Source organism: Marilutibacter maris, assembly GCF_003233695.1.
Taxonomy (GTDB): Bacteria; Pseudomonadota; Gammaproteobacteria; order Xanthomonadales; family Xanthomonadaceae; genus Marilutibacter; species Marilutibacter maris.
Genome location: NZ_CP029843.1, coordinates 3,330,808 through 3,353,412, shown reverse-complemented (window position 1 = coordinate 3,353,412; position 22,605 = coordinate 3,330,808). Strand labels below are relative to the sequence as shown.

Sequence of the window (22,605 nt, the reverse complement as noted above, 5' to 3'; positions counted from 1 at the left end):
CCGGCATCCGCCTGGAGTGGGGGCTTCAGCGGATGTCGGGCCCGCGGGGGCGGCGACGGCCCGGGATCGCCGGGCCGTGTACATGCGCGTCGATATGGCGTATTGCTGCCGCACATCCATCCGCAATCCGGATCATCCACGACAGACGCTTCAGCCAACGACACGTTCACCGCAATCATGGAGTAGGGGAGTACTCAATGACGGTTCGCAAGCATCCCTTGAGCCTGCGCGTACGCCAGGTCCTGTTCGGCGGCCTCGCCGCCGGAGTCGCGTCCATCGCCTTTGCCGCGCCGCAGGAAGACGGCGCCGATGGCCCCGACGCGACCACCCTCGACGCGATCACGGTCACCGCGCAGAGCCGCGAACAGGAGCTGCAGGACGTGCCGATCGCCCTGCAGGTGGTCAACGAGCAATTGCTCGACGACGTCGCCGCCGAGGACCTGGGCGACATCGACTCGTTCGTGCCCGGCCTGGTGATCGACAGCCAGCAGCCGACCCAGCCCAGCTTCCAGCTGCGCGGCATCAGCACCGACGATTTCGGCATCGGCACCGATCCGGCGGTCGGCGTCTACGTTGACGGTGTCTATGCCGGGCGTGGCGGCGGCGTGCTGTTGCCGTTCACCGACGTCGAGCGGATCGAGGTGCTGAAGGGCCCGCAGGGCACCCTGTTCGGCCGCAACACCGCCGCCGGCGCGATCTCGATCATCACCCACCGTCCGGGCCCGGAGCTCCAGGCGCGGGCCAAGCTGCGCCTGGCCGAGGACGGCAAGCAGTACCTGGAGGGCATGGCCAACATCCCGGTCGGCGAGGTATCGGCGTTCCGCTTCAATGGGCTGTTCAACCATGCCGATGGCTGGTTGCAGGACGCGGCCACCGGCGAGGATCTGTCGCCGGAGAACAATTGGGCGACGCGGGCGGCGTTCAGCACCCGCTTCGGCGACAACACCACCGCATGGATCACCTGGGACCACGAGAGCCTCGACCAGCTCGGCCAGGCCACGATCGGCATCGTGCCGTTGCCGCCGGCGCCGGGACTGATTCCGTTGCCGATCGACGAGACCGCCTACCTGGATCCACGCAGGGTCCCGGCGATGACCGACGCCGACGGCAACGAGGAGTCGCGACGCTTCGACGGCGCGACCCTGATCGTCGATCACGCCTTCGAGTGGGGCAATCTCACCTCGACCACGGCCTGGCACGACTACGACTCGGTCAACCGGGTCGAGGAGGACGGCACCAACCGCCGTTATCTGTACGTCGATTCGACCAACACCGAGAGCAACAGCAACCTCTACCAGGAGTTCCGCTTCAGCGGCACCACCGGCGCGCTGGACTGGGTGGCGGGCGCCAGCTACTTCAAGGAGAGCGCCGACCAGACCAGCGAGGTCAACGCCTATACCGATTCGGTCGACACCATCGTGCGCAACCTCGGCATGGCGCCGACGCCGGACGGCACCCTGTACGGCTTCGTCACCCAGGTGATGCAGGCCAACGGCATTCCGCTGAGCCTGCTCGGCCACCAGTGGAACGAGAAGTTCGTCAACGACCTCGACACCAAGGCCTATGCGCTGTACGGCGACGTGATCTGGCATGTCAACGATCGCCTGAACCTGACCGTCGGCCTGCGCTACACCCGCGACGAGAAGACCTTCAGCTGGTTCAATGATCTGCGCGATGCGCCGACCCTGGACGCGACCCTGGACCAGATGGAGGCACTGGGCATCTTCACCCTTCTCGGCCTGCCGCGCGATGCCTTCGTCTTCGACATCGCCTTCATCGATCCGCCGGCGCTGATGAACAAGGGCATCACCAACCGCGCGTCGCAATCCTGGGACGACCTCAGCCCGCGCTTCGTCGTCGATTACCACTTCAGCGACGACCTGATGGGCTTCGCCTCGCTGGCCAAGGGCTACAAGGCCGGCGGCTACAACGCGCTGCAGATCGGCAGCGAGTTCGACAACGAGGACGTGTGGAACTTCGAGGCCGGCATCAAGCACGCGCTGCCGGAGCATCGCCTGCAGTACAACCTGTCGGCGTACTACTACGTCTACGACAACCGCCAGGCGGTGCGTCTGGACAGCACCACCACGATCCCGCGCTTCGTCGTCGACACCTCCGACCTGGAAGCCTGGGGGCTGGACTTCGACGCCCGCTGGCAGCCGACCGATGCACTGACCCTGGACCTCAATGCCGCCTTCATCGATTCCACCTACAAGGACTACGTGACCCCGGAGGGCATCGACGTCAGCGGCCAGGCCACCGGCACGCCGCACTGGTCGGTGGCCGGCGGCGCCAGCTACGTGTGGCGGATGGACGATGCCGGCGACCTGCGGCTGTCGCTGCGTCATGCCTACCGCGGCAAGACCCGTTGCAGCGACGAGTCGCAGTCGCAGGGCACCTGTGGGGTCAGCAGCGCGCTGCGACTGGGCGAGGCGCAGGAGCGCACCGACGTGCGCCTGGGCTGGACCTCGGCCAGCGGTCGACTCGGCCTGGCGGTCTATGGCACCAACGTCTTCGACAACCAGTACATCAATGCGCTGGGCACCTACGGCAAGACCGTGCTCGGCACGGTCGGCGCCCGCGTCAGCCAGCCGCGCAGCTGGGGGGTGGAGTTCAGCGCCAACTACTGAACATCGCGGCGGCACTGGCGCCGCACCCGTTGGAATGCCGGCCGATCCGTTCCGTCCGGCCCGAAAAGTTGCTCCTTGCCCCGGCCTCCGTGCCGGGGTTTTTGTTTGCGCGCGATCCCGGCATGCTTGCGCGATGCCGAAACGTCGCGATGCCGTCGCCATCGACGCCCAACCGTCCGCCTTGACCGTCCTGCCCGGGGTCGGTGCCAAGGTGGCCGAAAAGCTGGCGGCGCGCGGCATCGAGAGCCTGCAGGACCTGTGGTTGCACCTGCCGCGCCAGTACGAGGACCGGACCACGATCACGGCGATCGGCGCGCTGGTGCCCGGTGTCGCCGCCCAGGTCGAGGGCCGGGTCGAGGCGGTCGAACGCGGCTTCCGCTATCGCCCGGTGTTGCGGGTGGCGATCGGCGACGACTTCCACCAGACCCTGGTGCTGCGCTTCTTCCACTTCCGGGCCGCCCAGGTCGCGCAGTTCCGGCCCGGGGCGCGGGTGCGCTGCTACGGCACGCCGCGACCGGGACAGAACGGGCTGGAGATCGTCCATCCCAGCTACCGGGTGCTTTCCGATCACGACGACGACGCCCTGGGCGAGCGGCTGGACCCGGTCTATCCGGCGATCGAGGGGGTCGGCCCGGCGACGCTGCGGCGGCTGATCGGGCTGGCGCTGGACCGCCTGCCCGACGAGGCCAGCCTGGAACTGTTGCCGGCGGGCTTGCGCGAGGCGCTGCGGCTGCCGTCGCTGCGCGAGGCCCTGCTGACCGTGCACCGGCCACCGGCGGATGCCGACATCGAGGCGCTGCTCGCCGGTACCCACCCGGCGCAGCGGCGGCTGGTGCTGGAGGAACTGCTCGCCCACCATCTCAGCCTGCGCCGGCAAAGGCTCGCGCAACAAGCGCATGCGGCGGCGGTGCTGAAGAAGACCGCGCTCGCCCGGCGGCTGCAGGCGGGGCTGCCGTTCCGCCTCACCGGCGCCCAGGAGCGCGTGTTCGGACAGATCCGCCGCGACCTGGCGCAGCCGCGGCCGATGCTGCGCCTGGTCCAGGGCGATGTCGGTTCGGGCAAGACCGTGGTCGCGGCGTTGGCGGCGATGCTCGCGGTCGAGGCCGGCAAGCAGGCCGCGCTGATGGCGCCGACCGAGCTGCTCGCCGAGCAGCACCTCAACAATCTGCGCGCCTGGCTCGAACCGCTGGATGTCCGGGTCGCCTGGCTGGCCGGCAAGGTCACCGGTCGCGCCCGCACCCAGGTGCTCGCCGAGGTCGCCAGCGGCGACGCGCAGGTGGTGGTCGGCACCCATGCGCTGATGCAGCAGGGCGTCGCGTTCCACGACCTGGCACTGGCGATCGTCGACGAGCAGCACCGCTTCGGTGTCCACCAGCGCCTGGCCCTGCGCGACAAGGGGGCGGGCGGCAGCGACGGCGGCGATACGCCCGCGTTCGTGCCGCACCAGCTGGTGATGACGGCCACGCCGATTCCGCGCACCCTGGCGATGGCCGCCTATGCCGATCTCGATGTCTCGGCGATCGACGAACTGCCGCCCGGACGCACACCGGTGCAGACGGTGGCGCTGAGCGCGGGGCGGAGGCCGGAACTGGTCGAACGGATCCGCGCGGCCTGCGCCGAGGGCCGTCAGGCCTACTGGGTCTGCACCCTGATCGACGACAGCGACGAAGTGGTCGCGCAGGCCGCGCAGACCACGTTCGAAGGACTGTCGGCGCAGTTGTCGGAACTGCGGGTCGGGCTGGTGCACGGGCGGATGAAGGCGACGGAAAAGCAGGCCGCGATGCGCGCGTTCAAGGACGGTGAGACCGACCTGCTGGTCGCGACCACGGTGATCGAGGTCGGTGTCGACGTGCCGAACGCCTCGCTGATGATCATCGAGAACGCCGAGCGGCTGGGCCTGGCCCAGTTGCACCAGTTGCGCGGCCGGGTCGGTCGCGGCAGCGCGGCGTCCAACTGCGTGTTGCTGTACCAACCGCCGCTGTCGGCATTGGCGAAGCAGCGACTGGAAACGATGCGGCAGACCCAGGACGGTTTCGTGATCGCCGAGAAGGACCTGGAACTGCGCGGCCCCGGCGAGCTGCTGGGCACCCGCCAGACCGGGATCGCAGGATTCCGGGTCGCCGACCTGGTCCGCGACGCCGATCTGCTGCCGCGGGTCCACGAAGTCGGCGAACGGTTGATGGAACAGTCGCCGCAGCTGGCCGACCGGATCGTCGCGCGCTGGGTCGGCGGCGCCGCTCGCTACGCCTCGGCGTGATCCCCGGGCTGCGCCCGGGAATCCCCAAAGTTTGCTGCGCAAACCTTGGGCCCCGCCGTTGCGCTTCCACACCCCCATTCGCATCTGTGATGCGAATCGCCCCCTGACTCAGGGGGCTTGGTCCGTGCTGTATCGCATCCTGTAGGAGCGGCGTAAGCCGCGATTTTTTAGAGCTCCCGAAGAAGGCCCATCGAGGCTTACGCCGCTCCTACGAAGAGCGTTCGTCCGCCCCATGAATCCAGCCTCCTGAGGCTGGGGGACGATCTCCGGCTACGCCCGGATATCTCCCAAAATTTGCTTCGCAAACCTTGGGCCCCGCCGTTGCGCTTCCACACCCCCATTCGCATCTACGATGCGAATCGCCCCCTCACTCAGGGGGGAACGATATCCGGCTGCGCGCGGATATCTCCCAAAGTTTGCTGCGCAAACCTTGGGCCCCGCCGTTGCGCTTCCACACCCCCATTCGCATCTACGATGCGAATCGCCCCCTCACTCAGGGGGCTGGGTCCGTGCTTGCTTTATCGCATCCGGTAGGAGCGGCGTAAGCCGCGATTTTTTTGGAGCTCCCGAAGAAGGCCCATCGCGGCTTACGCCGCTCCAGCGGGGACGGGTGATTTAATTTGGATCGATAAAATGGCAGGCTGGAGGGCCTGTCTTCCAGAGGACGCCCTGCCCATGACCAGTCGTCGCCGATTCCTGCAGGCCGCCGCGCTCGGCGCCGGCGCTGCCGCGCTTCCGTCGGTCGCGCTGCGCGCCACCGAAGCCGGCGCAGGCGCGGCCCGCGTGGTCTCGACCTGGGACTTCGGGGTCGGTGCCAATGCCGCCGCCTGGGGCGTGCTCGGCGCGGGCGGCACCGCTCTGGAGGCGGTCGAGGCCGGCGCGCGCTGGGCCGAGGCCGATCTGTGCAACCCGACCGTCGGTCGCTGCGGCAATCCCGACCGCGACGGTGTGCTGACCCTGGACGCGAGCATCATGGACGGCGACGGCCGTTGCGGTGCGGTCGCGGCGCTGGAGGACATCGCCCATCCGGTCTCGGTCGCGCGCGCGGTGATGGAGAAGACCCCGCACGTGATGCTGGTCGGCGACGGCGCCCAGCAGTTCGCGCTCGAACAGGGCTTCGAGAAGACGCCGCTGCTCACCGACGGCGCCCGCGAGGCCTGGCACGAGTGGCGCCGGGAGTCGCGTTACGAACCGAAGATCAATGTCGAGCGCGACCGCATCCAGCGGTCGCGGCCCGGCGACAGCCACGACCACGACACCCTCGGCATCCTCGCGCTTGATGCGCAGGGGCGGCTGGCCGGCGCCTGCACCACCAGCGGCATGGCCTGGAAGCTGCACGGGCGGGTCGGCGACAGTCCGATCGTCGGCGCCGGCCTGTATGTCGACAACGAAGTCGGCGCGGCGACCGCGTCCGGCGTCGGCGAGGAGATGATCCGCAACGCCGCCAGCTTCCTGGTGGTCGAGCTGATGCGCCAGGGCCGTTCGCCGATGGACGCCTGCCGCGAGGCGATCGACCGGGTGGTGCGCAAGCGTCCCGAGGCCAGTCGCCGGTTGCAGGTGTGTTTCCTGGCCTTGAACCGCGATGGCGAGGTCGGTGCCTTCGCCCTGCACGAGGGCTTCGTCTACGCCCTGCATGACGGCGGCGCCGGGCCGCACGAGCGTCTGCATGACGCCGGCGCGATCTACTCCGAAGGCGTGCGCTGAACATGTCCGCCGGCGCGCCGCTGCTGGAGATCGCGGCCAACTCGCTGGCTTCGGCGCTGGCCGCGCAGGCCGGCGGCGCCGACCGCGTCGAGTTGTGCGAGAACCTCGGCGAGGGCGGCTGCACGCCGTCCTGGGGCACCATCGCGGCGGCGCGCGAGCGCCTGGGCATTCCGCTGTACGTGCTGGTGCGCCCGCGCGCCGGCGACTTTCTCTACGACGAGGATGAGCGCGAGGCGATGCGCCGCGACATCGAAGCCTGCGTGCGCATCGGCTGCGACGGCGTGGTGATCGGCGCGCTCGACGCCGATGGCGATGTCGACATGGCGACATGCCGCGAGCTGGTGGCCGCGGCCGGCCCGCTGGGGGTGACCTTCCATCGCGCGCTGGATGCCTCGCGCGACCCGGTCGCGGCGCTGGAGGCGGCGATCGCGCTCGGCTGCGAGCGTGTGCTGACCTCCGGGGCACAGGCCAACGCACTGGACGGCGCGGCGACGATCGCCACCCTGGTCGAGCGGGCCGCGGGGCGGATCAGGGTGATGGCCGGGGCCGGGGTCGAGGCGGCGACGCTGCCGTTGCTGCGCCAGCGCAGTGGTGCCGACGAGTTCCATGCCTCGGCGCGGGCGCGCCTGGCCTCGCCGATGCGTCATCGCGTGCCAGGCCTGCCCGGACTGGAGCCGGAACGCTGGCAGACCGACCCGGCACGGGTCGCGGCGCTGTGCGCGGCCCTGCGCGATGATTGATCCGGTCCAAGACCGCTGGAGCGGCCTCGGCCGCGAGGCCTGAACGAAACTCTCCCCCTCAGTCAGGGGGGATTCGCCCCGCAGGCGCGAATGGGGCGGAGGCGCAATGGCGGGTGCGCAGCAAACCTTCGGAATTCCGGGGTGCAGTCCAGGGATCGCGGCTTACGCGGTTCCCACAAAAGGCTTGGCGGTGCCGGTGAGGGGATCGGCCCACGACTTCCTGCGAGCAATCAATGCCTCATCCACCGTAGCAGCGGCGTAAGCCGCGATGGGTTCATGGGAAGGCCCTCGCGGCTTACGCCGCTGCTACGGGACAGCCTCCCGAGTCAGGGCGATTCGCGCGCAGCGCGAATGTGGGCTGGAGACGCATCGACGGGGCCCGGCAGGTGCTGGGGTTTACCGAGTGGAGCTTCGTCAACGTCGCAATGCGTCGGCCAGCGAGCGTACCGCCAGTGCCGTGCGCAATTCGTCCAGGCCGGCGTCGGAGCGCAGTCTGACGACAGCGGTCTCGCCCGGCAGCAGGGTCAGCGCGTTGTCCGACAACTCGGCATCGATGTCGCCGAAGTCGATCCATACCGCGCGTGCGATCCGTTCGCTGCGCAGCTCCAGCGCATAGCCGTCACCGTCGCGGTCCAGGGTCGCCTGCAGCTCGGGGACGCCCCAGTCGATCCCGCTGGCCGGCCCGAACCAGACCACCCGACGCGAGGGCGGTTCGCCCTCGACGCTCAGCTCGAACACCGCCGCGGTCGCGGCCGGGTCGGCGTCGCCGAGCAGTTGCGCGTCGGTGTACTGCGCGAGTTCGGTCGAGGACAACGCGGGCAGGACCACGGTCTGGCGTTCATCGCGCAGCACCTCGCCGCCCAGGCCCATCACCCGCAGCCGCAGCTCGCCGCGCAGCTCGCGAGTGCGGTCGGAGAGCAGGTGCACCCGGGTCCGGCCGTCCTTGCGCAGGGCCGATACCGCGACCGGGGCGAAGAAACGGCGGGCATGGAACTGCAGTGCCTTCCAGCGTCCGAACCAGTCGATGCCCGACCACGAGGCGCCCGGCCAGACGTCGTTGAGTTGCCAGTACAGCGTGCCCATGGTGTGCGGACGGCTGGCACGGTGGTGCAGGGCGGCCAGCTCGATGCCCTCGGCCTGGGCGACCTGGCTGAGGTAGATGAAGTCGGAGAAGCGGGTCGGCTCGCCGAACTCCATGCGCACGTAGTGCATCAGCCGTTCGTTGCCCTTGCCGGCGAGGAATTTCTGGTGGGCTTCGATCACCGGCGTGTCGATGCCCTGTTCGCCGGGCGCCGCGAAATGGTCGACCGTGCGTTGCACCGGCCAGGCCTGCAGGCCGTACTCGGACATGAAGCGCGGGGTGATGTCGAGGTACTTGAGTGGCGGGTGCGCGGGATTGCCCCACACCTCCCAGTAGTGCATGTCGCCAGCGTCCTCGGTGTTGGCGACCTCGGCCAGATCGTTGCTCGGCGAGCTGGCCCAGTAGGCGATGCCGCCGCCTTCCTCGGCGACGACTTCGCGCAGGTCGTGGCCGAACAGCTGCACGTAGCCGTCCCACACCTTGTCGGCGAACACCGGGTCGGCCTGTTTCAGGTCGCGGCCGTGGCCCCAGTATTTCCAGGCGATTTCCTCTTCGTTGTTGCCGCACCACAGGACGATGCTGGGATGGTCGCGCAGGCGGCGCACGTTGTCGCGCGCCTCGGCGACGACGTTGGCGCGGAAGGCGTCGTCGTAGGCCGGCTGCATGCCGCCGCCGAACATGAAGTCCTGCCACACCATCAGGCCCAGTTCGTCGGCGATGTCGTAGAAGGTGTCGCTCTCGTAGTAGCCGCCGCCCCAGCCGCGGATCATGTTCATGTTGGCGTCCACCGCGGACTGCAGCACCCGCCGCAGCTGCGCCTCGCTCACGCGCGGCTGGAACATGTCGAAGGGGATGAAGTTGGCGCCCTTGGCGAACACCGGGATGCCGTTGATCTCGAACTGGAAACGGTTGCCGGGCGCGTCCGGCTCCCGGTTCAGCACCACGCTGCGCAGGCCGGTGCGCCGTTGCGCGCGGGACACCCGCTTGCGGCCGTCCAGCAGTTCCGCCTCGAAACGATAGAGCGGTTGCGCGCCATAGCCGACGGGGAACCAGCGCTGTGGGTTGTCGATCCGCAGCGGCACGGTGATGGTGCTGTCGCCCTGGTCGACATCGATGCGCTGGCGGGCGACGCGCGTGCGCCTGCCGTCCGGCGCGGTCTGCCACAGGCGCAGCTCGTACTCGCCGGCGCGGGCGGCATCGATGCCGACGCGCACGCTGAGCTCGGCGCGCTCGGCGCCGACGCGCTCCTGGCGCACGTGCAGGTCGTCGATGCGGACCGTGTCCCAGCTGCGCAGCTTCACCGGACGCCAGACGCCGGCGGTGACGTAGCGCGGGCCCCAGTCCCAACCGTAGTGGTAGCCGGGCTTGCGCACGAAGTTCGCGGTCATCGCGTCGCGCGGCTCGTCGCCATGGGGCGAAGGGTAGTTGCCGGCGATCTTGTGCGGCATCGCCTGCACCTGCGGCAGCATGCGGTTGATCGGCGAGTGCAGCACCACGCGCAACCGGTTGCCGCCGTCCTTCAGCCTTCCCTGCACCGGTACCCGCCAGGTGCGGAAGAAGTTGTCGGCGTCGAGGATCTTCTCGCCGTTGAGATACACCTCGGCGAAGGTGTCCAGCCCCTCGAACACCAGCTCGCTGCGCGCGGCATCGCGCGCGCCGGCGGGGGCGTCGAATTCGACCCGGTATTCCCAGTCGGCCAGGCCGATCCATTGCAGCCCGGCCTCGGGCGCGCCGACGTAGGGGTCGGGGATCAGGCCGTGGGCGAGCAGGTCGGTATGGACCGTGCCCGGCACGCTTGCGCTGCGCCATGGCGCGGCTTCCGGATGCGCCCGGGCCTGCGGGCTGGCGGGCAGCTGGCGGAACTGCCAGTCGCCATCGAGGACGATCTCGCCCGCGCTACCCGCGAGGGCGGCACTGGCGGCGAGGGCGAGTGGAACGCCGGCGAGCAGGCGCAGGAGTGGGCGCAAGAGCGGGCGGATGCGGCGGCGGGCGTCGGTCGGGGCCGTGTGTGTCATGGGCTGGGCGCCTTGCAGTACTGGTCGATGAAGTCCTGGTGCCGGGGCATCGCGCCGACGCAGTTGGCGATCACCCGTCGTACCCGCTCGACGTGTTCGACCAGGTCGTCCTCGGGCATCTCGTCGACGATCGGGTGGTAGCCGCGCGGCATGATGCGCTGGCCAAGCATCACCTGGATCCAGCTCGGCAACGCGAAGAAGTCCTCGCCGTTGCGGAAGTAGCGGCCGTCGGCGCGGAACAGCTCGATCGCCTCGCGCAGGGTGTCGGGGATCGACATCGTGCGGCAGTAGTCCCAGAACGGCGTGTCGTCGCGCTCGGTCGCGTTGTAGTGCAGGATCAGGAAGTCGCGGGTGCGCTCGTACTCGAACGCGGATTCGCGATTGAAGCGATCGACCAGCAGCGGATCGAAGTCGCGGCCCGGGAACAGCCCGAGCAGGCGCTGGATGCCGGACTGGACCAGGTAGATGCTGGTCGACTCCAACGGCTCCAGGAAGCCGCTGGCCAGGCCCAGCGCGACCACGTTGCGGTTCCAGAATTTGCGCCGCATGCCGGTGGTGAAGCGCAGCGGACGCGGGTCGGCGAGCGCGCGGCCGTCGAGATTGGCCAGCAGGGTCGCGGCCGCCTCGTCGTCGCCGAGATGGCCGCTGGAATAGACGTAGCCGTTGCCGACGCGGTGCTGCAGCGGAATGCGCCACTGCCAGCCGGCCTTGAGCGCGGTCGAGCGTGTGTAGGGCGTCGGCGCGCCGACGATCTCGCAGGGCACGGCCATCGCCCGGTCGCAGGGCAGCCAGTGGCTCCAGTCGACATAGCCGGTCTTCAGGGTCTGCTCGATCAGCAGCCCGCGGAAGCCGGAGCAGTCGATGAACAGCTCGCCTTCGATGCGCTCGCCGCTTTCCATCACCAGCGCTTCGATGAAGCCGTCGTCGGCGCGCTGGACGACGTCGACGACCTTGCCTTCGGTGCGCTTCACCCCGCGGCGCTCGGACAGTTCGCGCAGGAAGCGGGCGTACAGGCCGGCGTCGAAGTGGTAGGCGTAGGCGATGTCGGACAACGGCGATCCGACCGGGGCGTTGTCGGGGCTGACCATGAACCGGCCCTGCGTCGCCGCCGCGGTCTGCAGCGAATAGGCGCCGATGTCGGCCGCGCGCCCGGCCAGGAACAGCTTCAGCCAGAACTGGTGGAACGGCAGCGGCCCCAGGCCCTGGCCGATCCTGCCGAAGCCGTGGACATAGCTGTCGCCGAGGCGGCCCCAGTCCCTGAATTCGATGCCGAGCTTGAAGGTGCCCTGGGTGCGGGTGACGAAGTCGACCTCCCTGATCCCCAGCATCTCGCTGTTGAAGGTCTTCATGTGCGGGACGCTGGCTTCGCCCACGCCGACGATGCCGATCTGCTCGGATTCGACCAGGCGGATGCTGGCGCCCTTGCCGAGGTAGGTGGCCAATGCCGCCGCGGCCATCCAGCCGGCGCTGCCGCCACCGACGACGACGACGTTCCTGATGCGGTTGTCGCTATTCACGGCGTACCCCAGAGAAAAAGACCGGCAGGAGCCGGTCGAAGGTACCCCCTCGTGCCGTCGGGCACGAGGGGGCGGGGGGTCAGAACTTGTAGGTCAGGCCGAGGTAGGCGACGCGGCCCGCGTAGCCGTTGGAGTAGAAGCGGGCCTTGGTGTCGCTGCCCAGGTGGGAGCGCGTCTCCTCCTTGGTCAGGTTCAGGATCGACGCACTCAGGCTCAGCGCCGGGGTGAAGTTGTACGCGGCGTTCAGGTCGATCTGCTGGTACGGCTCCTGGTAGACGTTCAGGCCATTCACCAGGCCTTGCACCACCTCGCCGCGACGGTTGTACGAGGCTCGCAGCAGAAGCTTCTCGTTCTCGTAGAACACGGTGAAGTTGGTCTGGTTCTTCGCGCTGCCGACCAGCGGGGACTCGCCGAGCCGGGTGCCGTCCTCGAGCACGATGGCCGCTTCGTTGGTGTCGTTGTAGGTGTAGTTGAACTGGAAGCCCAGGCCGAGGTCCAGCGTGTGCTGGGCATACAGTTCGACGCCCTGGGAAACACCGTCGCGGCCACCGGCGTCGGTCCGGTAGTTCTGCACCGTCACGGTCTGGCCGTTGACGACCATGTCCACGTCGTTCACCACCGGCACCGCGAAGTTGCTGACGTTCTTGCGGAACAGGCCCAGGCCCAGGACCGAGCCGGGATGGAAGTACCATTCCACGCCCAGGTCGTACTGTTCGGCCTTGTACGGCTCCAGCTTCTTGTTGCTGCCGCTGCCATACCAACCCTGTTCGCTAGCGCCACCGGTCAGGCGGCGGTCGTTGACGTATTCGGGGCTGAAGTACTCCAGGCTGCCGGGACTGGCGATGGCACCGTAACTCGGTCGCGAGATCACCTTGGAGGCGGCCGCGCGCAGCACCAGGTCGTAGGTCAGCTCGTAGGCCAGGTTGAAGCTCGGCAGCACGTCGGTGTAGGTGCGGTCGAGCGAGGCGACCTCGTAGGTTTCGGTCCGCGCCAGGCTGTCGGAGAGCCTCCAGTACCCTTCGCTGCCGCAGTAGGTGTCGGCGGGTGCGCCGCCCGGCACGGGGGCGCCCTGTTGGCAGGCCAGCGGATTGCCGTCGACACCGTCGAAGAAGTAGTCGTTGTAGGAGGTGACCTTGTCGGTCGAGTCGGCATGCTGCTCGGTCTTGGCGAAGCGCAGGCCGATGTTGCCGCGCAGCCGCTCGGTGCGGAAGTTGGCCTGCAGGTAGGCGGAGTAGATCTTTTCGTCGACGTTGTAGACGAAGTTCGGCTCCTCGCGGGTCTGCTGTGCGCCGTAGGTGCTGTTCAGATAGGCGATGTAGGCCGGGAAGTTGATCGCCGGATAGGCGCTGGCATCGATGCCGCCGGCCAGGTTGTCCAGCGAATACAGGAAGTCCGGCGAGAACTGGGTGGCCAGGTCGTTGCAGCGGCCGTTCCAGTAGCGGTTGTCGTAGTCGCTCGGATCGGTGCCCGGACACACCCAGTAGCTGTTGCCGGTGCTGCGGTGGATGCCGCCGTCGCGGCCCTTGATGCCGAACTGGATCGAATCCAGGAAGTCGCCACCGAAGCGCCAGGTGGTGTCGACCTGGGCATACTTCTGCTCGTCGCTGTTGCGGGTCCAGGACGAACCGGTCGAGCCGAGGTCGACCTGCAGGATGCCGTTGCGCAGGTTCTGCATCAGTTCCGGCGAGAAGGTCATCGACGGGGTGCCGGTCAGGTCCCACGAACTGGCGTAGTTGCCGTTGGTCCAGCTACCGTCCGCGTTCTGGCGGCGCGGCTTGATCGGCAGCGAGAACTGGAGCTCCGGGCCGCCCTTGGCCCAGGTGCGGCCGACCTTGAAGGAGACGTCGACATTCTCGCCGCGCCACTCGCCGCCGAAATCGACGGTTTGCGACAGCGACTTCTCGATGTTGTAGCTGCCGGTGATCTGCGGGGTCGGCACGGTGCAGTCGTCCGGCCCCCAGCCGCCCGGGGCCATGCCGCCCGCGGCGGCCTCGTCCTCGCTGCAGTAGTACGTCTTGCCCGGATGCAGGCTGTAGTCCGCGCCGGTGACGATGGTGCCGCTGGGGTCGAAGGTCAGGCCGTCGAGCAGGCGGCCGCCGGGCCAGTTGCCGTCGCCATGGTAGCGGGCGATGTTCCACTCCGGGACCTTCAGCGTGTTGGTGCTGGAATTCTGCGACAGGTCGAAGCGGAAGTAGTTCGCGGTCAGGGTCAGGTTGTCGGTCGGCCTGAACTGCAATGTCAGCTGGCCGCCCTCGCGTTCGCGCTCTTCCTCGGTCACACCCAGGTTGACCGACGTCGGCATCATGAAGCCGGTGTAGTAGTTGCCGTTCTGGTCGTGGAAGCCGGTGCCGCCCCACCAGTTGGAATTGAAGTCGGAGGGCCGGCCGTTGACGTCGACCGCGGTGCCGCCTTCGTCGCGGCCGTACCACTGCCAGTTCTCGGTGCTGGCGCCCATGGTGCGCGTGGTGCGCTTCTGCCGGGTATAGCCGACGAAGACGCCGAAGCGGTCGTTCGCGTCGTGCCAGGAATACGAGCCCGAGAACTGACCGTCGGTCTCCTTGGTGGTGTCGGCCCAGGTGCCCTCGACGGAAACGAAGCCGGTATTCGATTCCATGTCCAGCGGGCGGCGGGTGTGCAGGATCACGGTGCCGCCGACGCCGCCCTCGTCGATGCGCGCTTCCGGCGTCTTGAACAGCTCGGCGCCGGACAACATGTTCGAAGGCAGCAGCATGTAGTTGAACGAACGGGTCGGGTCGCCGTTGGACTCGGCCGTGGCGATGTAGTTGCCGTTCAACTGGGTCAGAGTCAGATCCGGGCGCAGGCCGCGGACGCTGACGCTCTTGCCTTCGCCGCCGTCGCGGCTGACGATCACGCCCGGCACGCGCTGCAGCGCGTCGGCGACGTTCTTGTCGGGGAACTTGCCCACGTCCTCGGCGGTGATGACCTCGACGATCGCGTTGGCGTTGCGCTTCTGCTCCAGGCTTTCCTCGATCGCATAGCGATAGCCGGTGACGACGATCGCGTCCAGATCGGTGGCCTCGTCGGACGACGCGGTTTCCGCGGCCTCCTGGGCGAAGGCAACGGCTGGAACCGCCGTGGCCGCGGTCAGCGCGATGGCGATGGCCGCGGACAGCGAGTTCCGGAAATACGTATGTGACATCTCAATCTCCCTCTCCAGGTTGAGTGGCCTCGAACGAGCGATTTACATCGATCCAAAACGAGGGCGGCGTCGATCCCCATCAGGCACCCCCTGTGTCTGCCGGCTTGCGCTGTCCGTCTTGCGGACATTCGGCCTGCCCCCCTCTCCCGGGGGTGGCGGGTTAGATCGATCCAATGCGTCGCGGGCCTAGATTTATCACAGGGCGCGGCGACATGCATGCTGCTTTGCAATATGAGGCGGGCGGTTCGACCCGCTCGGGCGCTTGCGGCCAGGGAGTACGCAGGCGCCTGTCGGCGGTCGGGTTTGGCGCTCGTGCGAGAGCGGGCGTATAAGGCCTTTGGATCGATCCATCTTCGTCATGAATTTAGATCGATTCAAATAGCTTGTCCGTGTTGCCGGGCAGGACGGGCAGGCCCTTCGAACAGCCTGACAAGGAGGCACCTATGTTTGACCGTAACCCGTTGTTGCGTGGCGCATGGTTGGTCGCGGCGTCGTTTGGTCTGGGGCTCGTTTCGCCATCCGCATCCGCCGATTCGGCAGTCTATGGCGGCGGTCCGTTCTACAACGGCGGCCAGGCGGTGATGGACGATCTGCGCGGATCGGGCTTCACCACGGTGATCCTGTTCGGCGTGCACGTGCACGCCAATGGCGACCTGCACTACAACAACGATCCGATCATCACCGACGGCACCTATATCGGCGATCCGGGCTGGCCTTCGCGCCTGGCCACGCTGAAGCAGGCGCCGACCTCGGTCACCCGCATCGAGGCCTCGGTCGGCGGCTGGGGCACCGGCGACTTCCAGAACATCAAGGACCTGATCGCCGCCCAGGGCACCGGGCCGGACAGCGTGCTGTACCGGAATTTCCAGACCCTGAAGCAGATCACCGGCGCCGACGCGATCGACTTCGACGACGAGAGCACCTACGACCTCGCCTCGTCGACCCAGTTCGGCAACATGCTGTGGGAGCTGGGCTACTCGATCACCCTGGCGCCGTACACCAACATGGGCTACTGGCAGAGCCTGGCGAGCAATCTGTCGGGCAAGGTCGACGGCATCCATCTGCAGGCCTACGACGGCGGTGCCGGCAACAACCCGTCGACCTGGTCGAATGCGCTGGGCATGACCGTCGATCCGGGGCTGTGGTCGCGCCACGGCAGCGGCTGCGCCTCCGGCGACAGCCCGGCCACGGTGCAGAGCAAGATGGCCAACTGGAAGAACTCCGCCGGGATCGTCGGCGGCTTCATCTGGCTGTACGACGACATCCAGGCCTGCTGGGCGCAGGGCACCAGCGCCGATTACGCCAACGCGATCAATGTCGCGGTCGGCGCCAACGCGCCGCCGCAGGTGAGTTTCCAGGCCAGCGTCAACGGATTGAGCGTCGACTTCAGCGATACCTCCAGCGACAGCGACGGCAGCATCGTCTCGCGCCATTGGACGTTCGGCGACGGCGGCACCTCGACGTCGGCGACGCCCAGCCATGCCTATGCCAGCGCCGACAGCTACACGGTGACGCTGACGGTGACCGACGACGACGGCGCCAGCGCTTCGCGCACCGACACCCTCGTGGTCGGCGCGGCCAATCTGGCGTTGAACCGGCCGACCACCGGCTCGGCCTCCTGCAACTCAAGCGAGAGCCCGGACAAGGCGGTCAACGGCAGCGTCTCCGGCGGCAACGGCGACAAGTTCTGCAGCCTGGCCGGGTCGAAGTGGTTGCGGGTGGACCTGGGGGTCTCGCAGAGCGTCGGCCAGTTCGTGGTCAAGCACGCCGGCGCCGGTGGCGAATCGACGGCCTGGAATACCCGCGGCTACGACATCCAGGTGTCCGGCAACGGTTCGAAGTGGACCACGGTGGTCTCGGTGGGCGACAACACCGCCAGCGTCGCCAGCCATCCGATCCAGCCGGTCACCGCCCGCTACGTCAGGCTCAACATCGCAACGCCGACCCAGAACGGCGATCCGGCCGCGCGGATCTACGAGTTCGAGGTCTACTGATCCGGGCCCGGGGACGGGCGATCCGCGGGGCGGGTCGCCCATCCGGCTGCCCTGGGAGAGGGACGGGAGGTGTCGGTGTGACCCGGTCGATGTTGCGGTGCACGATGCATGGCCGGGCCGATTGTGGTTGATTTAGATCGATCCAGTTGAGCCGGGGCATGGGTAGGTGCCCCTCGCTTGAGCCGGAATTTAGATCGTGACAAATCCGTTTTCCCCCTCCCTCGGGTTGGAGCCCGGTTACGACCGGGCTCGTTTTTCTCCCAGGCGGGGCGCTGCAGGCGCAGCGGGCGGGTGACTCCCGATCGAGCCGGTCCGGTCCAGTTCGACCTGCTTGTCGCAGAACTTTGTCGCAGAACCACGCGGTTGCCGGTTGGCCGCCGCTCAGACCCAGAGGTGAGCCGTGCCCCGAAGCCCGTCGCCAGACCGTCCGAACCGTCGCCCGCCGCTGCGAGCGCTCATGCTCGCGGCCGTGCTGGCACTGCCGTCAGTGGTGTCGGCGACGCCGCCGGCGGCGGATCTCGCCGCGACGGTCAACACCTTCATCGGCAGCAAGGACGACGGCAACACCTTCCCCGGTGCGTCGGCGCCGTTTGGCCTGATCCAGGTGTCGCCGATCGGCGAGCACTACTCGGGCTGGCGCTACGACGACCCGAAGATCCACGGCTTCGGACATTCCTTCATTTCCGGCGCCGGCTGCTGGGAGCAGGGCGGCCAGGTGTCGGTGCTGCCGGTCACCGGCACGATCGGCCCGGGCGGCGACTTCGATACCGCCGACGCCGCCAGCTTCGACCACACCCGCTACGGCTCGAAGTATGCCCATGACGGCGAGATCGGCCAGGCCGGCTACTACAAGGTGCGCCTGACCGACCGCGGCGGCATCGACGCCGAGGCCACCGCGCTGACCCGCGCCGCCGCCGAGCGCTACACCTTCGCGCCGGGCAGCGACAGCGGCCACGTACTGGTCAACATCGGCCAGGCCAACGCCAAGCACGAGGTCGTCGGCAGCGTCGTCCATGTCGTCGGCGATCGTGCGGTGGAAGGCAAGCTGGTCACCAAGAGCTTCTGCGGCGGGCGCCAGTACACGACCTGGTTCCGGCTCGAGTTCGATCGCCCGTTCAAGGCCTTCGGCACCTGGGACAAGGACGGCGGCGTCCCCGGCTCGCGCCACAGCATGGGCGCGCAGTGGGAGGTGCCCAACGGCGCCTGGCTGAGCTTCGACCTGGGTCCGTCGCGCAGCGTCACCGCGATCAGCGCGATCTCCCACGTCGACGCCGAAGGCGCGCGTCGCAACCTGGAGGCTGAGGGCAAGCGCGACGGCCGTCTGCTCGGCTTCGATGAGATGCGCGAACAGGCACAGGACGCCTGGCGTCGCGAGCTGGCCACGGTGCGGATCGCCGGCGGCGGCGACGACGACCGCACGGTGTTCTACACCGCGCTCTATCACGCCCTGTTGCAACCGTTGACCGGCAACGATGCCGACGGCCGCTACCGCGGCTACGACGACGAGATCCACGTCGCCGACGGCTGGACCTACTACGAGTACTTCTCGCTGTGGGATACCTACCGCTCGCAGAACCAGCTGCTGGCGATGCTGCGTCCACAGCGCTCGCGCGACATCGCCCGTTCGGTGCTGAAGATCCACGAGCAGATGGGCTGGCTGCCGCGCTGGGGCTACGCCAACTTCGAGACCAACATCATGACCGGCGATCCGGTCACGCCGTTCCTGGTCGATCTGTGGAAGTTCGGTGCGCTCGACGGCCGCGAGGAACAGGCCTGGCAGGCGCTGTGGCAGAACGCCAGCGGGCGTCCGCCGGCGATGTCGCGTGCGCAGGGCCGTGCCGGCAACGACAACTACCTGGCCCACGGCTTCGTCACCTACGACCGCGCGTTCCCGTCCAAGGGCATGGATGTCGACCCGCATCACGGCGGTTCGGCCACGCTGGAGTACGCGCTGGCCGACTGCTCGCTGTCGCAGATGGCGCAGGCGCTGGGCGAGGGCGAAGCGGCCGCGACCCTGCGCGCGCGCGGCGGCAACTGGCGCAGCATCTGGGACGCCTCGGTCGTCGATGACGACACCGGCTTCCGCGGCTTCCCGCGGCCGCGCACCGAGGACGGCGGCTGGTACACGCCGCCGCATGCCGGCTACGACCCGCGCTCCAACCACGGTTTCCACGAAGGCACCGCCTGGCAGTACCAGTGGCTGGTGCAGCAGGATGTCCCGGGTCTGGCGGCGGCGATGGGCGGCGAGGTGGCGGCGTTGAAGCGCCTGGACACCTTCTTCGCCTACGACGCACTGCTCGCCGACCCGGCGCATGCCGCGCGCAAGCAATGGGTGGTCGGGCCGTACAGCTACTACAACCAGTACCGCTACAACCCCAACAACGAGCCCGACCTGCACGCGCCGTGGCTGTACACCCTGCTCGGCGAGCCGTGGAAGACTTCGGCGGTGCTGCACGCGGCGCAGACGCTGTTCACCAATGCGCCCAACGGGGTGACCGGCAACGACGACCTCGGCACGATGTCGGCCTGGTATCTGTTCAGCGCGGTCGGTCTGTACCCGCTGATGCCGGGCAGCGGCGAGCTGGTGCTGCATGCGCCGCGCTTCGAGCGGATCGAGCTCGACCTGGGCAACGGCCGCACCCTGAGCGTGCGTGCGCCGGGCGCGGGCGGCGAGGGGCCGCGCTATCCGCAACAGGTGCGCTTCAACGGCGAGCCGGTCGAACGGGTCTGGCTGGACTGGTCGCGGCTGCGCGCGGGCGGCGAGCTGGAGATCGAGCTGGGCGCCGAGCCGTCGGACTGGGGCGTTGCCGCGTCCAGCCGTCCGGCGGCCGTGTGCGCGACCAACGGCGCCGGCAGCTGAGGGCGCGACGGGCGATGCCGGTCATGGGCTTCCAACGCGATGTCGCAGCGGCACCGACGCCGCTGCGCGGGCGCGCGGGACGGCCTGCGGCAGCGGCGGGGCGGAGGATCCGTGGCGGTCGCCTTGAATCGATCTACTTCGGCAATAATCGGATGCATCCAGGGATACGCATCAAGGAGCCTCCGATGACCGCAAGCAAGTCCAGGCGCAAGGCCGTCACCGTCACCGACATCGCCAAGGGCTGCGGCGTCTCGCGCGCGACCGTGTCGCTGGTGCTGCGCGGCAGCCCGCTGGTCCACGCCGACACCCGTGCCCGGGTCGAAGCCGAGCTCAAGCGCCAGCGCTACGTCTACAACCGCGCCGCCGCCAACCTGAGGCGGCAGACCTCCTCGTCGGTGGCGCTGGTGATCAACGATCTGTCCAACCCGTTCTTCGCCGAGTTCGCCGCCGGTGTCGACGAGGCGCTGGGCGAGGGCCGCTACGTGACCCTGCTCGGCAGCACCGCCGAGTCGCCCGAACGGCAGGAGGCGGTGCTGGCCTCGCTGGTCGAGCACGCGCCGGCCGGGATCATCCTGTCGCCGGCCGAGCACAGCGACGGTGCGGTGCTGCTGCGCCTGATCGGTGCGCGCACCCCGGTGTTGGTGTTCAACCGCGAACTGGCCGGTCACGACTGGGACTTCCTCGCCCTCGACAACGAGCGCGGCGCGTGCCTGGCCACCGAGCACCTGATCGGGCTGGGGCATCGGCGGATCGCGTTCTTCGGCGGCCATGCGGACTCCAGTTCGTGCCGGCAGCGCCGCGAGGGCTATCTGGCGGCAATGCGCGAAGCCGGCATCGAGCCGGAGGCCGGTTGGCTGGTCGAATCCAGCCCGACCCGCGTCGACGCCGCCGCGCGCACCGCCGAACTGTTCGAGCGCGCGCCCGATGCGAGCGCGGCGGTCTGCTACAACGACAACGTCGCCTTCGGTCTGATGCTCGGCCTGCGCGCGCGCGGCGTGCGCCCCGGGACCGAGTTCGCCGTCACCGGCTTCGACGACATCAGCGAGGCCGCCCTGTCCACCCCGCCGTTGACCACCTTGAGCGTGCAGCCGCGCGCCTGCGGCCGCAGGGCCGCGGAAATGCTGCTCGAACGCGTGCACGACCCCGACGCGCCGCCACGCAGGACCGTCGCCCCGGTCAGTCTGGTGGTGCGCGGCAGCTGCGGGGAGCCGCAGCCATGAAGCCTTTGTCATGACCCCACCCGGTGCCGTCGCGACGGCATCGACCAGGAGAGCACCGCCCCATATGAGCACGCCGAGCACGCCCGCCCGCCTCGAGAATCCGCCCGCCGGCATGAGCAGTACCGCCTCCGGGACCCGCATGGCCCTGATCGCAATGACCGCGATCTTCTTCATGTGGGGCTTCATCACCGAGCTCAACGGGGTACTGATTCCGCACCTGCAGTCGGTATTCGAGCTGACCCATGCGCGCTCGATGCTGCTGGACTCGGCGTTCTTCGGCGCCTACTTCGTGATGGCGCTGCCGGCCGGGCGGGTGGTGGCCCGGGTCGGCTACAAGCTCGGCATCGTGATCGGCCTGCTGATCGCCGGCGCCGGCGCGCTGCTGGTGCTGCCGGCGGCGCAGATGGCCTCCTTCAACCTGTTCCTGCCGGCCTTGTTCATCCTCGCCACCGGCGTGGTGGTGCTGCAGGTCGCGGCCAATCCCTACGTCAGCCTGCTCGGTACGCCGCAACGCGCCGCCAGTCGACTCAACTTCGCCCAGGCGGTGAACTCGCTCGGCCACACCATCGGCCCCTATGTCGCCGGTCTGCTGATCTTCAGCGCGACCCTGCTCAGCGCCGAGCAACTGGCGGCGCTGCCGGCGGCCGAGCGGGTGCAGACCGTGCAGCCGCTCTACATCGGCGTGGCGGTGGCCCTGCTGGTGCTGGCGGCGGCGGTGTACTTCTTCCGCCTGCCGGCGCTGTTCGAGGCCACCGAGCAGGCCGACAGCCGTCCGCACGGCTTCGCCGAGGTGTTGCGGCTGCCGCACGTGCGCTGGGGCGTGCTGGCGATCTTCTTCTACGTCGGCGTCGAGGTCACCGTCGCCCACTTCATGGTCAAGTACGTCTCGCAGCCGACCATCGGCGGGATGAGCGAGCGCGACGCCTCGTTGTACCTGTCCTACTACCACGCCGCGGCGATGGTCGGCCGCTTCGTCGGTGCCGCGCTGCTGATGCGCGCCAATCCGCGCCGGATGCTGCCGTTGTACGCGGCGCTGAACATCCTCCTGCTGCTGGTGACGATGACGACCCTGGGCGGGGTCGCGATGTGGAGCGTGGTCGCGGTCGGACTGTTCAACTCGATCATGTTCCCGACCATCTTCACCCTGGCGATCGAGCGCCTGGGGCCGATGACCGAGAAGGCCTCCAGCCTGCTGGTGATGGCGATCGTCGGCGGCGCGGTGATCCCGCCGTTGCAGGGCCTGTTCGTCGACCTGTTCAACGCGCGCCTGGGCGACGAGACCCGGGCCCTGCAGTACGCGTTCTTCGTTTCGATCCTGTGCTACGCCTACATCCTCTGGTACGGCTGGCGCGGCTCGCGCCTGAGTGGAGCGGGCCTGCCCGGAGCGGGTCCGAGCGGGGCGGGCGTCGCGGCGGCGAAGGACTGAG

General features: G+C 68.7%; 11 protein-coding genes. 8 read left to right on the top strand and 3 right to left on the bottom strand.

All coding sequences use genetic code 11. The annotated features are described in order from the left end of the window. Positions 1–197 precede the first annotated feature (197 nt). From C9I47_RS14740 to C9I47_RS14725, 4 genes are all read left to right on the top strand, one after another. Positions 198–2,630 carry a TonB-dependent receptor gene (locus tag C9I47_RS14740; RefSeq protein ID WP_111267431.1) on the top strand — a complete coding sequence of 811 codons (2,433 nt, stop codon included), beginning with the start codon at positions 198–200 and terminating at the stop codon, positions 2,628–2,630. A 133-nt stretch (positions 2,631–2,763) separates the two neighbouring features. Next, positions 2,764–4,887, top strand: coding sequence for an ATP-dependent DNA helicase RecG (gene recG / locus C9I47_RS14735; protein WP_111267430.1), 2,124 nt, complete (start codon positions 2,764–2,766; stop codon positions 4,885–4,887). A gap of 675 nt (positions 4,888–5,562) precedes the next feature. Further along, the gene (locus C9I47_RS14730; protein ID WP_111267429.1) at positions 5,563–6,591 is read left to right on the top strand and encodes a N(4)-(beta-N-acetylglucosaminyl)-L-asparaginase; all 1,029 of its coding nucleotides are present in this window, start codon (positions 5,563–5,565) and stop codon (positions 6,589–6,591) included. Positions 6,592–6,593: 2 nt separating this feature from the next. After that, positions 6,594–7,331, top strand: a complete 738-nt coding sequence (locus C9I47_RS14725) for a copper homeostasis protein CutC (RefSeq protein WP_111267428.1) — start codon at positions 6,594–6,596, stop codon at positions 7,329–7,331. A gap of 414 nt (positions 7,332–7,745) precedes the next feature. Here the strand turns inward: C9I47_RS14725 and C9I47_RS14720 are convergent, their stop codons facing one another. From C9I47_RS14720 to C9I47_RS14710, 3 genes are all read right to left on the bottom strand, one after another. Next, the gene (locus C9I47_RS14720) at positions 7,746–10,427 is read right to left on the bottom strand and encodes a beta-mannosidase (protein ID WP_111267427.1); all 2,682 of its coding nucleotides are present in this window, start codon (positions 10,425–10,427) and stop codon (positions 7,746–7,748) included. After that, positions 10,424–11,944, bottom strand: a complete 1,521-nt coding sequence (locus C9I47_RS14715; protein ID WP_111267426.1) for a tryptophan halogenase family protein — start codon at positions 11,942–11,944, stop codon at positions 10,424–10,426. The genes C9I47_RS14720 and C9I47_RS14715 overlap by 4 nt, the downstream gene beginning before the upstream one ends. A gap of 79 nt (positions 11,945–12,023) precedes the next feature. Then, positions 12,024–15,104 (bottom strand): TonB-dependent receptor, encoded by a 3,081-nt coding sequence (locus C9I47_RS14710; protein WP_111267425.1) that lies wholly within the window; start codon positions 15,102–15,104, stop codon positions 12,024–12,026. Positions 15,105–15,547: 443 nt separating this feature from the next. Here C9I47_RS14710 and C9I47_RS18175 point away from each other — a divergent pair, with 443 nt between their 5' ends. The 4 genes from C9I47_RS18175 to C9I47_RS14690 all read left to right on the top strand — a co-directional run bounded on the left by C9I47_RS18175 (position 15,548) and on the right by C9I47_RS14690 (position 22,604). Beyond that, positions 15,548–17,098 carry a galactose-binding domain-containing protein gene (locus tag C9I47_RS18175; protein ID WP_111267424.1) on the top strand — a complete coding sequence of 517 codons (1,551 nt, stop codon included), beginning with the start codon at positions 15,548–15,550 and terminating at the stop codon, positions 17,096–17,098. A gap of 457 nt (positions 17,099–17,555) precedes the next feature. After that, a complete protein-coding gene (locus tag C9I47_RS14700; protein ID WP_111267423.1) occupies positions 17,556–19,958 on the top strand; it encodes a GH92 family glycosyl hydrolase in 2,403 nt (800 codons plus the stop codon). A 152-nt stretch (positions 19,959–20,110) separates the two neighbouring features. Then, the gene (locus tag C9I47_RS14695) at positions 20,111–21,178 is read left to right on the top strand and encodes a LacI family DNA-binding transcriptional regulator (RefSeq protein WP_190238523.1); all 1,068 of its coding nucleotides are present in this window, start codon (positions 20,111–20,113) and stop codon (positions 21,176–21,178) included. A 112-nt stretch (positions 21,179–21,290) separates the two neighbouring features. After that, complete coding sequence (locus tag C9I47_RS14690) at positions 21,291–22,604, top strand: sugar MFS transporter (RefSeq protein ID WP_223250163.1); 1,314 nt, start codon at positions 21,291–21,293, stop codon at positions 22,602–22,604. Position 22,605 lies beyond the last annotated feature (1 nt).

What these genes read in the sequence shown, in the direction of transcription:
- C9I47_RS14740 (WP_111267431.1), top strand. Translation starts at nt 198, where the DNA reads ATGACGGTTCGCAAGCATCCCTTGAGCCTGCGCGTACGCCAGGTCCTG.
- recG (WP_111267430.1), top strand. Translation starts at nt 2,764, where the DNA reads ATGCCGAAACGTCGCGATGCCGTCGCCATCGACGCCCAACCGTCCGCC.
- C9I47_RS14730 (WP_111267429.1), top strand. Translation starts at nt 5,563, where the DNA reads ATGACCAGTCGTCGCCGATTCCTGCAGGCCGCCGCGCTCGGCGCCGGC.
- C9I47_RS14725 (WP_111267428.1), top strand. Translation starts at nt 6,594, where the DNA reads ATGTCCGCCGGCGCGCCGCTGCTGGAGATCGCGGCCAACTCGCTGGCT.
- C9I47_RS14720 (WP_111267427.1), bottom strand. Translation starts at nt 10,427, where the DNA reads ATGACACACACGGCCCCGACCGACGCCCGCCGCCGCATCCGCCCGCTC.
- C9I47_RS14710 (WP_111267425.1), bottom strand. Translation starts at nt 15,104, where the DNA reads ATGTCACATACGTATTTCCGGAACTCGCTGTCCGCGGCCATCGCCATC.
- C9I47_RS18175 (WP_111267424.1), top strand. Translation starts at nt 15,548, where the DNA reads ATGTTTGACCGTAACCCGTTGTTGCGTGGCGCATGGTTGGTCGCGGCG.
- C9I47_RS14700 (WP_111267423.1), top strand. Translation starts at nt 17,556, where the DNA reads ATGCTCGCGGCCGTGCTGGCACTGCCGTCAGTGGTGTCGGCGACGCCG.
- C9I47_RS14695 (WP_190238523.1), top strand. Translation starts at nt 20,111, where the DNA reads ATGCATCCAGGGATACGCATCAAGGAGCCTCCGATGACCGCAAGCAAG.
- C9I47_RS14690 (WP_223250163.1), top strand. Translation starts at nt 21,291, where the DNA reads ATGAGCAGTACCGCCTCCGGGACCCGCATGGCCCTGATCGCAATGACC.